Below are 12504 nucleotides of genomic sequence, written 5' to 3'. Positions count from 1 at the left end.
CGCCATCCGTCCCGGCTGTCAGGTCAGCCGGCGAATCTCGGCCCGCGCGATTTCGCGGTGGTGGTACGAGGGCGAGATGCCGATGAACCGCGTGTAGCGCTCCACCGCGGCCACGGTGTTGCCCGTGTCTTCGAGCTCCAGCGCCTCGAGCATGAACTGGGCAAAGAGCTTGTTGGCATCGGCTTCGCGGTCAGAGGCCGCGAGTGTCTTGGGCCGCAGCTCGGGCCGTGCGGCGAAGATCCTGCGCTGCACTTCCATCACCTCGATGAGCGCACGGCCGATCCGCTCGATGTTCTCGGGAACCGGTTCGAGCTGCGTGTCGCGCACTTGCGTCGCCGCCTGGTCCAGCAGATGAGAAGCCACCCTCAGCAGCTGATGCAGTGGTTTGTGGCTGGTCATGGCCGGGCCGGATGGCCGCTGGCCTTGTACTGGAAGGAGAAATCGGGCGATGCCTGCTTTTGCTGCTGCGGCTGCGCGTGTTCCTGTTGCGCGAGCTGGTGCTGCTGCTGCGCATCCTTGAGCTTCTGGGCCAGCTGGCGTCCGCGCTCGGCGATGGCCAGGCTCTTGGCCGTGTCGTAGCCGTGCTCCTTGACAGAGAAGGCCTTGCACACGCTGCCCTTGCCCGCGGTGAACGTGGTCGCAAGCCAGTAGCCGGGATGGCCCGCGTTGGGCATCTTGAACTGCACGCCGCTCACGCCGCTGGAGTTGGTGCTGCGGGTGATCTCCGACTTGGAGCGCTTGGACACGCGCGGCCCCGGCGCCTGCACCGTCATGCCCTGGCGGATCGCCTCTTCGGCCGGATGCAGCCGCGCGAGACCCGACATGCGGGCAAGCTGCTTCTCGCGCTCCTCGATGGCCAGGGCCAGCGCCGCGTTGCCGACGCTGTCGACCGGAAAGTCGGTGCGCAGGATCTCGTCCTGGCCGATGTAGGTCTTGGCGACCCACGCCCGCACGCGGCCACCGGACGCCACTTGGCAGAAGACGCCCGAGACCCCCGTCGTGTTGTTGGCCCGCAGCTTTTCGGCCCGCGCGCGCCGCGCCACCGGCGGCACGTTGCGCACCACGGCGTCGCGCCAGTCCTGCGCCTGGACCAGTGCCTGTTCGAGGCCGCCATAGCTCGCCTTGCCGAACTGCTTGTAGTAACGGGTGCCGTTGCGAACGAGCGACACTTCGAACCCCCAGGGGCGGGGGGCGATGCCATACATGGCGGCTGGGTTGGGAATACCTCTGGGCATTTCGGCACGCTCTGTTTCTTCAGCATCTCTGCTGATGGCTCCCTGACGGGCGGGGCTGTTCTGACAGGAATGCTAGGGATTGAGCGGAGCGGGCGGTATCACCGATTTCCGTAGTCATGGGGCAAATGCCCTGGGCGGTGGCCATGCCCTTGCGGGCAGAAAAAGGCGGGCCGACGGCTGTGAGCCGGCCCGCGAGGCGAAGTGAAGTGTTTCAGTCGGTGACGCTCGTGGCGGCCAGGATCTGCCCGTCGCCGCCGTCCAGGCCCTCCAGGCGCGCCACCTCGCGCGAGAACGCCGGCCCCTCGCGCAGGCTCATGTAGCCCTGCACGCGCTGCTGCATCGGCGCGCGAAAAGGGTCGAACCCCTCGCTGCCGTGCACGCCCAGCAGGCCGGCGCGCGCGAACAGGTTCATGTCGGCGATCACCTGCGAACGCGTGGCGGCGCCCACGCGCACGGCCAGTTCCGAGGCGTCGCCGGCCCAGGCGTCCTGCGGCGCCCGCGACGACAGCGCGCGCTGCGCGTCGGCGAGTACCGCCTCCCTGCCGAGCGCGCTGGCGCCATTGGGGATGGGGGCGCCGACCCACGCTTCGTGCGGAACGGTCTGGGCCCAGCCGGCCCCGGAGAGTGCGATGGCCGCGATGGCCGCGAATTGCTTGGCTTTCATGATGGACACCTTCGGTTTCAATATCTCGCGGAGGAGCGGACATCGCCTCTCGACGCGAGCCTTGATTGTTCGAAAATGCCGCGTTCCGGTCGTGAGTCAGCTGTCCCGCCCGGGCCCGCGCAGGCCCCGCGGGCGCCTGTCCGGGCAGGACAAATGTCCTTTACGCAGATCATGGATTCGAGGCTCTTCAAGCAGACGATCCACTTCGCGCACGGTCACGACGGTGTGCAGCTGGCCTACGCCAGCGCCGGCCGGGGCCCTTTGCTGATCAAGGCCGCCACCTGGCTGTCCCATGTGGAGTTCGACTGGCTCAGCCCGGTGTGGCGCCACGTGCTGGGCGCGCTGTCGGCCCACGCCACCTTCGTGCGCTACGACGAGCGGGGCTGCGGCCTGTCCGACTGGGACGTGGCCGACCTGAGCTTCGACAGCTGGCTGCGCGACCTGGAAACGGTGGCCGACGCCCTCGGCATCGAGCGCTTCAGCCTGCTGGGCATCTCGCAGGGCGCCTCGATCGCCATCGCGTATGCGGCGCGCCACCCCGAGCGCGTGAGCCACCTGGTGGTGCACGGCGGCTACGCGCGCGGGCGACTGGTGCGAAGCCATGCGCCGGCCGAGCGCGAGGAAGCCGACATGATGTGCCGCCTGATAGAGCTGGGCTGGGGCAGGGACGACCCCTCCTTTCGCCAGTTCTTCACGAGCCAGTTCATTCCCGAGGGCACGCCCGAGCAGCACCGCTGGTTCAACGAGCTGGAGCGCATCTCCAGCTCGCCCGCCAACGCGGCGCGGTTCCTGCGCGAATTCAATGCCATCGACGTTACCTCGCTGCTCCCTCAGGTACGCTGCCCGACTTTGGTGCTGCACAGCACCCGCGACCTGCGGGTGCCCTTCGCCGAAGGGCGCCTGATCGCCGGCGCGATTGCCGGCGCGCGCTTCGTGCCGATCGACAGCGCCAACCACCTGATCCTGGAGCAAGAGCCCGGCTGGGCGCGCTGGCTGGCCGAGGTGCACGCCTTTCTTCCGGAGGCCCCGCCGGCGCACGATCCGCTGTTCGACACGTTGACCGCGCGCGAGCGCCAGTTGCTCGACCTCCTGGCCCAGGGCCGCGACAACGCGCAGATCGCGGCGACGCTGGGCGTTTCGGAGAAGACCGTGCGCAACCACCTGACCAGCGTGTTCTCCAAGCTCGAAGTGGACAACCGCGGCCGCGCGATCGTCATGGCGCGCGATTCAGGCTTCGGCAAGCTCCGGCACTGAAAGCTACCGGATCACGCCGAGCCTGCGCGCAATCGCCACCGCCTGCGTCCGGCTCTTGGCATCCAGCTTCATGTTGATGTTGCGCAGGTGCGTGCGCACCGTGCTGTCGGACACGAACAATTTCTCCGCCATCGCATTGTTCGAGTACCCCTCGGCCAGCAGCTGCAGCACGCGGATCTCCTTGCGCGTGAGCGGCTCCTTGATCGCATCGCCGGCCGGGGCAGCTTCCGCATCGACCGCTGCCATCGGCCCCATCGCCTGCAGCAGCCGCTGCAGGTAGTCGGCGAGGATGGGATCGCCGCGCATCGATGGCGACGCAGCTGCCTCCTGCGCCGCCGCGGTCGCATACCGCTGCACCAGCACCTCGACAGCCGGTCCTTCATCGAGGATCAGCCGCATGAAGCCTTCCTGGCTCGCGATCTGCAGCACGGCGCCGATCTCGTCGATTGCGGCGGCGACCTCGCCCGCGCGCTGCAGCGCCATCGCGCGCAGGACGCGCAGCTTGAGCACGCGGCGGTTGCGGTTCGATGCGACGGCTGCGTGCATCTCGGCGTCGAGCACCGCGAGTGCCGCACGCGCATCGCCGAACGCGATGTCCCATCGCGCCTTTGCAAGCGCCAGGTAATCGAGGTCGTGCGCAGCCAGCTGCTGGCGCCGCTCGCGCGCCCAGAGCTCCGGATCGTCCGCGCGCGACAACTCGTCGCGCGACGCGGGTCCGTTGCCTTGCAGCAGCAGCATGCGCGAGCGCTCCAGCTTCGCGCCGGCCACCACGCGCGGCAGTTGCCGGTGGTGCCCGAGGTATTCGAGCTCGGTCAGCGCCTGGACGGCGGCGTCGATGTCGCCCGCATGGAACGCGATGCGCGAGCGCATCACATGGCTCAGGATCATGTGGTCCGGCAGGCCCACGTCGCGCGCGAGCGGCAGGTACACGTTCAGCAGGTGGTCGGCCTGCGGCAACTGGTTCGATTCGTACACCACGCCGGCGTACAGCACGCCGGCCCATGCGTTGCCGTGGCTGTGGTTGTACGAGACGGCATGTGTGGTATCGACCGCCATGCGCAGCCGCGCGGTCGCCTGGCGCAGCCGGCCTTCGTGCAGGTCGAACAGCCCCGCCAGCGACTCGGTGTACATGCGGTTGAAGGTGCTGTTGCCCTGCTCCCGCCGCGCCGCGTCGAGCAGCCGCTGCGCTTCGCGCTGGTCGCCGCGCACGGCCAGGATGTTGGCCATGGCGTTGAGCAGCACGCTGTCGGCAAAGGCCAGGCCGGTGGGCATGCGCGCCAGGCTGGCGCGCCCGGCTTCGTAGGCTTCGTCGTGCTTGTCCTGCATGGCCAGCAGCAATGGCACCAGCGCGTGTGCGCTCGCCCGCACCTCGGGAATCTCGCTGTCGATGCAGCCCGATTGCTCGAGCATCTGCATGGCGTCCCACGGCCCGTGCGTGAAGCAGGTGGCCCACAGCGCGATGGGTTGCAGGAACGGGTGTGCGCGCAGGTGATGGTTGGGGATGGCCGAGAACCATCGCGCGAGCATGCGCATGCGGCCCTGCTCGAGGAACTGCCCCGCGTAGCTGTCGAGCAGCGTCAGCGCATGCGGATGGTCGCCGCCTTCGATGGCATGGTCGATGGCGGGCACGGGCCGGTCCTGCGATTCGTACCAGCCCGAGGCCGCGAGGTGCAGCCGCTCGATCTTGCCGGGTTGCTCCCGCGCCAGCTGCGCGCGCAGGAAGTCGGCGAACAGGCTGTGATAGCGCCACGCGCGGCCGTCGCCGCTCACGGGCGTGAGGAAAAGATTCGCCGCGGCCAGCCGCTCCAATATGGCCGCGCAGTCGATGCGCGGGTTGAGCGCCTGGCACACCGAGGCATCGAGCTGCCGCAGGATGCTGGTGCGCAGCAGGAAGTCGCGAATCTCCCTGGGCTGGTGCGCGAGCACGTCTTCGGCGAGGTACTCGGCCACCGCGCGGTCGGAGCCCGAGAAGCGCTCGACGAAGCCCGTCGCGGTGCCGTGCCGCTCCAGCGCCATCGACGCGAGCCAGATAGCGGCCACCCAGCCTTCGGTCTTGCGGTGCAACTGGGAGAGCAACTCGGCTGGCAGCGCTTGCGATGCCTGCGATGCGTGCGCCTGTCGCAGGCCGAAGAAGGCGCTGGTTTCCTCCAGCGTGAAGCGCAGGCGGTCGGTGTCGATCTCCATCAGCTGGCCGCGCGCCCGCAGCCGTCCCAGGCCCAGGTCGGGCAGGCTGCGCGAGCCGATCACGATCTGCCCGCGGCGCGGCAGCTGCTCGATCATTTCGCGCACGAGGCCGAGCACGGCGGGCTCCTGCACCACTTCGAAGTCGTCCAGGAACAGGGTGAAGGGCGCGTCGTGCGCGGCCAGCGCGGCCACAGCGTCGAACGGGCCGTTGGCGCGGGGCTCTTCCACGCCCAGGCGCTGCGCGGCCTCGGCCAGGCAATTGAGAAAGCGCGAGACGTCGTTGTCGGCGCGGTCCAGCGTGAGCCAGGCGGTGGCGGTGCCCTGCGCGTCCATGCGCTCGCGGATCTGCGCCATGGCGGTGGTCTTGCCGAAGCCGGCCGGCGCGCGCACCAGCACCAGCTTCACGCCGGCCGCGGCAACCTCCTGGCCGATGGTGGTGCGCGGCACCTGCGTGGCCACGAACGCCGGCGGGTTCAGCTTGGTTTCGAGAATCCGGGGCGAGGGCGGTGGAGCAGCAGGAGAAGGCATCGCGGACGGGAAGTGGGCGCCTTGAAATTCCGTCGCTTCCGACGATTCCGGCAGGCGATTCTGCGGCCTAAAGTGGCTTTCAGACAATCAATCCGGGAACCAGCCAGATGCAACTCGATGCCAGTATTTCAGCCGTCGTCACCGGCGGCGCCTCGGGCCTGGGCGCCGCCACCGCGCGCCGCCTGGCCAGCCACGGCGTGAAGGTCGCGCTGTTCGACCTCAATGCCGAGCAGGGCGAAGCGCTCGCAAAGGAGCTGGGCGGCGTGTTCTGCAAGGTCGACGTCACCTCCGAGGAGCAGGTCGACGCCGCCTTCGCCAAGGCCCGCGCCGCGCACGGCCAGGAGCGGGTGCTGGTCAACTGCGCGGGCACCGGCAATGCGGTGAAGACCGCAAGCCGCGACAAGACCACGGGCGAGATCAAGCACTTTCCGCTCGCCAACTTCGACCGCATCATCCAGATCAACCTCGTGGGCACCTTCCGCTGCATCGCCAAGTCGGCCGCCGGCATGCTCACGCTCGACATGCTGCAGGACGGCGAGCGCGGCGCCATCGTCAATACGGCTTCGGTGGCCGCGCAGGACGGTCAGATGGGACAGGCCGCCTACACCGCGTCGAAAGCCGGCATCGTCGGCATGACGCTGCCTATTGCGCGCGACCTGATGAGCGAAGGCATCCGCGTGAACACGATCCTGCCGGGCATCTTCGACACGCCGCTGCTGCAGGGCGCGCCCGACAACGTGAAAGCGGCGCTGGCCGCCTCCGTGCCGTTTCCCAAACGGCTGGGCAACCCGGCGGAGTACGCGACGCTGGCCGAGCTGATGATCACCAACGGCTACTTCAACGGCGAGAGCGTGCGTCTGGACGGTGCCATCCGCATGGCGCCGCGGTAAGACAATCTTTTCGCAAATCCACAACTGGAGACCCGCATGCCCGAAGCCTTTATCGTCGCCGCCGCCCGCACCGCAGGCGGCCGCCGCAACGGACGCCTGTCCGGCTGGCACCCCGCCGACCTCGCCGCGCAGGTGCTCGACGCGCTGGTCGAGCGCACCGACGTCGACCCTGCGCTGGTCGAGGACGTCATCATGGGCTGCGTCGGCCAGGTCGGCGAGCAGGCCTCGAACATCGCGCGCAACGCGGTGCTGGCCTCGCGGCTGCCCGAGTCGGTGCCGGCCACCTCGGTAGACCGGCAATGCGGCTCGTCGCAGCAGGCGCTGCACTTCGCGGCGCAAGCCGTGATGTCCGGCAGCATGGACATCGTGATCGCCGCCGGCGTCGAGAGCATGACGCGCGTGCCGATGGGCACGCCCAACATCCTGCCGATGAAGAACGGCCTGGGCTTCTACGTGAGCCCGCTGATGCAGAAGCGCTACCCCGACATCCAGTTCAGCCAGTTCACCGGCGCCGAGATGATCGCGAAGAACTACGGCATCGAGAAATCCGAGCTCGATGCGTACGCGCTGCGCAGCCATCGCAATGCCATCGCCGCGACGAAGGCGGGTCTCTTCGACGCCGAGATCGTGCCTGTGGCCGCGCGCCTGAACGACGGCACCGAGCCGGGCGAGATGCACACCGCCGACGAAGGCATCCGCTACGACGCCACGCTGGAGAGCATTGCGGGCGTGAAGCTCATCGCCGAAGGCGGCCGCTGCACCGCGGCCACCGCGAGCCAGATCTGCGACGGCGCGAGCGGCGTGATGGTGGTGAACGAACGCGGACTCAAGGCGCTGGGCGTGAAGCCGCTCGCTCGCATCCACCACATGAGCGTGATGGGGCACGACCCGGTGATCATGCTCGAGGCGCCGCTGCCCGCCACGCAGCGCGCGCTGGCCAAGGCCGGCATGAAGATCGAGGACATCGACCTGTACGAGGTCAACGAAGCCTTCGCGCCGGTGCCGCTGGCCTGGCTGCAGGCGTTGGGCGCCGACCCGGAACGCCTGAACGTCAACGGCGGCGCGATCGCGCTGGGCCACCCGCTGGGCGCCTCGGGCACCAAGCTGATGACCACGCTGGTCCACGCGCTCGCGCAGCGCGGCAAGCGCTACGGGCTGCAGACGATGTGCGAGGGCGGCGGCATGGCGAACGTGACGATCATCGAGCGGCTCTGAGGCCGCATCTCACTTCTTCATGAGGCTCAGCACGCCCGTGGCGATCGACACCAGGGCGGTGAGGATCGGCGTGACCAGCGTGATGAATTCGCGGATCGATTCGGTATAGCGCTTGAGCTTCTGCGCGCGCCCCTGCTTCGGCGTGCCCGCGGTCAGCGCGGCAGCCAGCCGCACCGACAGGCGCTCCATCGCGTTGTTGCGCCGGTGGAAGACCGCGAGCGCGGCCAGGATGCCCGTCATGTGCCCGAAGGCGATGCTCAGCACGTAGTAGGTGACTTCGCGCCACTCGCGCGCATCCTGCGGCGCGAACGGCTGGTCGTCGCTGTAGGCGATCACTGCGGTCATGAGCGTGACTGCGATCGCGCCGATGGCCGCGGCCATCGGCCACTGCCACGCGAGGCGCACGCGAAAGCGCGCCGACATCGCAAAGCCCATGCACGCGGGCAATGCGACCGACACGATGCGCAGGTACACCTGCGAGAGATCGAACCACATGACGATGGCGGCATGCGCGAGCACCAGCAGTGCGACCGGGAGCAGCAGGAAACCCACGATCGCCACAACGCCCGGCGCGGCATCGCGATCGGTAGCGGCGGGCACTGCCAGCCCGGCGCGTGCCACCGCGGCAGGCGCATCGTCGCCGACCAGCAGCGCGGTGAGCCGCTGGTTCTGCGCCTCGAGGCTTTCCACGCGCGACTTCAGCGCTTCGATGTCGCGCCGCAGCGGCATGAAGAAGACAAGGTCGCGATGGCAGTGCTTGCAGACGATGGCGGCCGCGGCGATCTTCTCGGTGCAGTACGGGCACGACACCAGCGCGGCATCGGACGCGGGCGCGGTCGCGGGCGCCGCTGCGGCGGCGGCGAGCTTGGGCCTGTCGCTCACTGCGCGTTGAAGTCCACGAGCTTGCTGCTGACGCGGCCCTCGGCGTCGCCGACTTCCACGCGCAGCTGATGCGCGCCGGGCGGCACCTGCGCGCCGTCCAGCTCGATGCCGGTGCCGCTCACATGCGTGCGGATGCGATCGGTGAGATCGACGGCGGGGTTCTTCATGTACACCACGCGCACCGTCTTCGGATCGATCGCGACGCCGCCGCGCGACTTGAACTGCACCTTCAACGCAACGCCGTTCTTCTGCACGGTGCCGGCGGGGCTGGCCACGTCGATGCCCGGGCCGCGGGTGAGTCCGGCGCGCTTGCCTTCCTGGTAGGCCGAGGGCAGGCGCGCTTCGTCTTCGGTGATGAGGTTGAAGGCCGCACTCTGCGTGGCGACGAAAAGGCAGAGCAGGGCGACGGGTGTGGAAAGCCTTGAAAGTGTCATGACTGGATGTGTGACTACGGATCTTCGTAGGGGGAGGCGCGGCATGTCGCACCTATACTTTTTTCACTGCAATTCGTCCGATATCGATGCTAACGAGAAACGGTGTTGTCGCGCTACTTCTGCTGATTCCCGCAAGCTTCATCGGTGCTTCGGCCCAAGAGAAAACAACGGCGCCTGCGGCTGCAACGGCCTCCACGGCAGGCGCGCGCGCGCCTGCCGCGCCGGACCCGCTGCGCATCCTCGCCGGCGAGTTCGCGAGCGTGCGCAAGCAGCTCGAAGAGGCCGAGGCAACGAGCGCGCAGGGCCGGTTCGCCGACGCGGGCCGCACGCTGGAAAGCGCGCTCGGCGCCATCGACGGCGCATCGCTGAATGCGAAGGACCCGATGCAGCGCTACCTGGCCGAAGACCTCGTGCTCGGCCGGCTGATCGACAACAGCGAGTTGCGCGCGGACGACGAGTCGCAGTTGCGCTGGCTCGAAAAGCGGCGCGACGCACGCCGCGCGTTTTGGGGCGAAGACGCCAACGCGGCGCTCGCCGCGCAGAACGCATGGGCGCTTCAGCTGTGCAAGGTCGGCCGTTGCCAGGAAGCGATCGCGGTGCAGGAGGCAGTTGCGCGCAAGACGCTCCAGACGCAGGGGCCGGGCTCGCGCAACACGCTGGTTGCGCGCCACAACCTGGGCGTGGCGCTTGGACAGTCGGGGCGCTACGCCGAGGCGCTCGCGATCTCGCGCGAACTCGCGGGCGAGGCCGAGGCGCGCTGGGGTGCGAACGATCCGACTACCTTGCGCTTTCGCAACTCGGTGGCGGCCGACTACACCGACCTCGGGCAGTACGCCGATGCGCTCATCGCGCATGAGGCCGTCTATCGCGCGCGCCAGGCGGCGCTCGGGCCGGCTGCGCCCGATACGCTGAGTTCGCTCGGCAGCCTTGCCGCCACCTACGGCATGCTGTCGCGGACGCGCGAGGCCCTGAGCCTTTCGCAGCAGGGCCACGAGCTCGCGCGCCGCAGCTTCGGCCCCGCGCATCCGCGCACCCAATATGCGGCGAGCGCGCTGGCCATCGAATTGCGGCGCGCAGGCCGCCTGGGCGAGGCACGCGCGCTCTCGCAGCAGGCGTGGGACACGCTCTCGGGCCTGCGCGGTGCGCGCCATCCCGAGACGCTCTATGCGATGAACGTGCATGCGAGCGTGCTCGACGCGCAAGGCGACCACGCCGAGGCGGTGCGCGTGACCGGCGAGGCGCTGCAGATGCGCCGCGAGGTCATGGGCGAGATGCACCCGCTGACGCTGGCGGCGCTGCGCAGCGCGGGCAGGGCGCGGCTGTCGGCCGGCGATGCGGCCGGCGCGCTGGTGCTCCTGACGCAGGCGCACGAGGGCCATGTGCGCCTGCTGGGCGATGCGCACCCCGAGACGCTGCTCGCGCTGATCGACCGCATGAGTGCGGCCCTGCAGGCCGACCAGCTCGACAGCGTGCGGCCTTTTCTGCCGGCGTATGTCGCACATGTCGAATCGCTTCGCGCGCAGCACGGGCTGAGCCCGAAGAGCCGCCGCACGCTGTTCGAGCGCTATGTGGAGGGCTACCGCCACTACGCGCTCGCGAGCCTGCGTGGCGGGGAGGCCGATCGCGCGTTCGAGCTGGCCGAGCTGTCGAAGGCGCGCACGCTGCTCGAGGGCATGGCGCTGCAGCGCGCCAACCGCTCCGGCGCGCTGCCGGCCGATGCGCAGCAGGCCATCGCGCTGCATGAAGCCAGGCTCGCCGCGCTGGACCGCAACATCGACGCGGCCGCAGGCCAGGCCGACCGCCGCCAGCAGCTGGAGTCGGAGCGCAACATCGTCGTGCGCGCCTACGCCGACCTGCAGGCGCGCCTGCGCGCCCGCTACCCCAAGTACCGGCAACTGGCCGAAGCGCCGAAGGCCACGCTGGCCGATGCGCGCCGCCTGCTGCCCGCCGACACGCTCTTCATCAGCTATCTCGTGGACGGTGCGCGGGTCATGGCCTTCGCGGTGGACCGCAGCGGGTTGCGCCATGCCTCCGAGCTCGCGGCGGCGCCCGATCTCGCGGCTACCGTCGAGGCCTTCCGCAAGCTCTCGGGCGATGCGCTCGAGCCGCAGCAGGCGGTATGGCAGACGGGGCCGGGCAGCTATCGCCTCGGCCTGCGCGACAAGCCGCCCGTGCCCGGCGCGGTCGCCGTGGACGACGCGGCGCCGCTGGGCGCGGTGCTGTCGGCGCAACTGCTCGAGCCCATGGCGGCGCTGATCCGCTCGCACGACAAGATCGTCGTTGCGCCCGATGCGGCATTGGCGCTGCTGCCCTTCGACGCACTGCCGTTCGACGGCCGGCCGATGGCCGGCACCCGCGAGCTGAGCTACATCCAGTCGCTGTCGATGCTCGCCGCGCTCGCGTCGCGCAAGGAGGCTTATGCAAAGCTGCCTTCGCGTCGTGCGCTGCTGGCCTTCGGCAATCCGCTCTACAGGGCCGCCGGCGACGGCGCTGCGGCGAGCTCGCGCTCGGCGGCGCCGGGTGTGGTCGACCGCGAGGCTGCGGCGCAGTCGATCGCCGAGAGCGCCGAGAGCGCCGAGAGCGACGAGGGCGTCGACGAAGCGATCGCGCTGCTGCGCGAGAGCACCTGGGACAACCTGCCGGGCACGGCGCGCGAGATCGATGCGGTGCGGCGCGCCGTCGACCGTGGCCGCGTCGATGTCGTGACCGGCGGCAATGCCACCGAGCGCAAGCTCCTCGACATGGACGGCTCGGGCCAGCTCGCCCGCTACCGGCGCCTCCTGTTCTCGGTGCACGGCTATCTGAGCACCTCGGTGCCCGCGCTGAGCGCGCTGGTGCTCGGGCAGGTCGGCAACCCGCCCACGCTCGACGGCTACGTCACGGCGGCGGAATGGCCCGCCTACACGCTGCGCAGCGACCTGGTGGTGATGTCCGCCTGCGACACCGGTGTCGGCAAGGTCGTTCATGGCGAGGGCGTGATGGGCTTGCCCTACGCGCTCTACATGGCGGGCAACACCAGCACGGTGATGACCCTCTGGCCGGTGAGCGACGAGAGCACCGCGCGCTTCATGGAAGCGTTCTTCCGGCGGCTCAACGCCGGCGAGCCGACGCAGCAGGCGCTGGCCGGCACGAAGCGGGCGTTCGCGAGCGGCGAGCACGGCGAGAAGCTGCGCCGGCCGGCTTACTGGGCCGGGTTCGTGCTCTACGGCGCGTGACCG

The 12504-nt window shown here is 69.6% G+C and carries 10 protein-coding genes; 4 read left to right on the top strand and 6 right to left on the bottom strand.

The genetic code is table 11. From position 1 onward, the window contains the following. Positions 1-18 precede the first annotated feature (18 nt). The 3 genes from RT97_RS27290 to RT97_RS27280 form a co-directional block, all read right to left on the bottom strand. Positions 19-399: a hypothetical protein gene (locus RT97_RS27290; protein ID WP_042581979.1), complete on the bottom strand. Its 381-nt coding sequence runs from the start codon at positions 397-399 to the stop codon at positions 19-21. Next, positions 396-1205 carry an AP2 domain-containing protein gene (locus RT97_RS27285; protein WP_253278326.1) on the bottom strand — a complete coding sequence of 270 codons (810 nt, stop codon included), beginning with the start codon at positions 1203-1205 and terminating at the stop codon, positions 396-398. Before RT97_RS27285 ends, RT97_RS27290 begins: the two co-directional genes overlap by 4 nt. Positions 1206-1446: 241 nt before the next feature. After that, positions 1447-1899: a hypothetical protein gene (locus RT97_RS27280; RefSeq protein ID WP_155403907.1), complete on the bottom strand. Its 453-nt coding sequence runs from the start codon at positions 1897-1899 to the stop codon at positions 1447-1449. Between the two features lie 153 nt (positions 1900-2052). Here RT97_RS27280 and RT97_RS27275 point away from each other — a divergent pair, with 153 nt between their 5' ends. Further along, on the top strand, positions 2053-3153 hold the full coding sequence (locus RT97_RS27275) for an alpha/beta fold hydrolase (RefSeq protein ID WP_437184113.1): 1101 nt from the start codon (positions 2053-2055) through the stop codon (positions 3151-3153). A 3-nt stretch (positions 3154-3156) separates the two neighbouring features. On the opposite strand, the gene RT97_RS27270 is transcribed toward RT97_RS27275, so the two are convergent. Then, the gene (locus RT97_RS27270; protein WP_042581976.1) at positions 3157-5865 is read right to left on the bottom strand and encodes a LuxR C-terminal-related transcriptional regulator; all 2709 of its coding nucleotides are present in this window, start codon (positions 5863-5865) and stop codon (positions 3157-3159) included. 107 nt (positions 5866-5972) lie between these two features. Between RT97_RS27270 and RT97_RS27265 the strand changes: the two genes are divergently transcribed. Further along, on the top strand, positions 5973-6755 hold the full coding sequence (locus RT97_RS27265; RefSeq protein WP_042581975.1) for an SDR family NAD(P)-dependent oxidoreductase: 783 nt from the start codon (positions 5973-5975) through the stop codon (positions 6753-6755). Between the two features lie 36 nt (positions 6756-6791). After that, positions 6792-7970, top strand: a complete 1179-nt coding sequence (locus tag RT97_RS27260) for an acetyl-CoA C-acetyltransferase (protein ID WP_042581974.1) — start codon at positions 6792-6794, stop codon at positions 7968-7970. A gap of 9 nt (positions 7971-7979) precedes the next feature. Here the strand turns inward: RT97_RS27260 and RT97_RS27255 are convergent, their stop codons facing one another. After that, a complete protein-coding gene (locus RT97_RS27255) occupies positions 7980-8852 on the bottom strand; it encodes a hypothetical protein (RefSeq protein ID WP_042581973.1) in 873 nt (290 codons plus the stop codon). After that, the gene (locus RT97_RS27250; protein ID WP_042581972.1) at positions 8849-9286 is read right to left on the bottom strand and encodes a hypothetical protein; all 438 of its coding nucleotides are present in this window, start codon (positions 9284-9286) and stop codon (positions 8849-8851) included. Before RT97_RS27250 ends, RT97_RS27255 begins: the two co-directional genes overlap by 4 nt. 86 nt (positions 9287-9372) lie before the next feature. Between RT97_RS27250 and RT97_RS27245 the strand changes: the two genes are divergently transcribed. Continuing rightward, positions 9373-12501 carry a CHAT domain-containing protein gene (locus tag RT97_RS27245; RefSeq protein ID WP_042581971.1) on the top strand — a complete coding sequence of 1043 codons (3129 nt, stop codon included), beginning with the start codon at positions 9373-9375 and terminating at the stop codon, positions 12499-12501. Positions 12502-12504 lie beyond the last annotated feature (3 nt).

Source organism: Variovorax paradoxus, from assembly GCF_000834655.1.
Classification (GTDB): Bacteria; Pseudomonadota; Gammaproteobacteria; order Burkholderiales; family Burkholderiaceae_C; genus Variovorax; species Variovorax paradoxus_F.
This window is presented reverse-complemented; position numbering and strand designations above follow the sequence as displayed.

Excerpts from the sequence above, each read along its gene's own strand:
- RT97_RS27290 (WP_042581979.1), bottom strand. The coding sequence starts at position 399 with ATGACCAGCCACAAACCACTGCATCAGCTGCTGAGGGTGGCTTCTCAT.
- RT97_RS27285 (WP_253278326.1), bottom strand. The coding sequence starts at position 1,205 with ATGTATGGCATCGCCCCCCGCCCCTGGGGGTTCGAAGTGTCGCTCGTT.
- RT97_RS27280 (WP_155403907.1), bottom strand. The coding sequence starts at position 1,899 with ATGAAAGCCAAGCAATTCGCGGCCATCGCGGCCATCGCACTCTCCGGG.
- RT97_RS27275 (WP_437184113.1), top strand. The coding sequence starts at position 2,053 with ATGTCCTTTACGCAGATCATGGATTCGAGGCTCTTCAAGCAGACGATC.
- RT97_RS27270 (WP_042581976.1), bottom strand. The coding sequence starts at position 5,865 with ATGCCTTCTCCTGCTGCTCCACCGCCCTCGCCCCGGATTCTCGAAACC.
- RT97_RS27265 (WP_042581975.1), top strand. The coding sequence starts at position 5,973 with ATGCAACTCGATGCCAGTATTTCAGCCGTCGTCACCGGCGGCGCCTCG.
- RT97_RS27260 (WP_042581974.1), top strand. The coding sequence starts at position 6,792 with ATGCCCGAAGCCTTTATCGTCGCCGCCGCCCGCACCGCAGGCGGCCGC.
- RT97_RS27250 (WP_042581972.1), bottom strand. The coding sequence starts at position 9,286 with ATGACACTTTCAAGGCTTTCCACACCCGTCGCCCTGCTCTGCCTTTTC.
- RT97_RS27245 (WP_042581971.1), top strand. The coding sequence starts at position 9,373 with ATGCTAACGAGAAACGGTGTTGTCGCGCTACTTCTGCTGATTCCCGCA.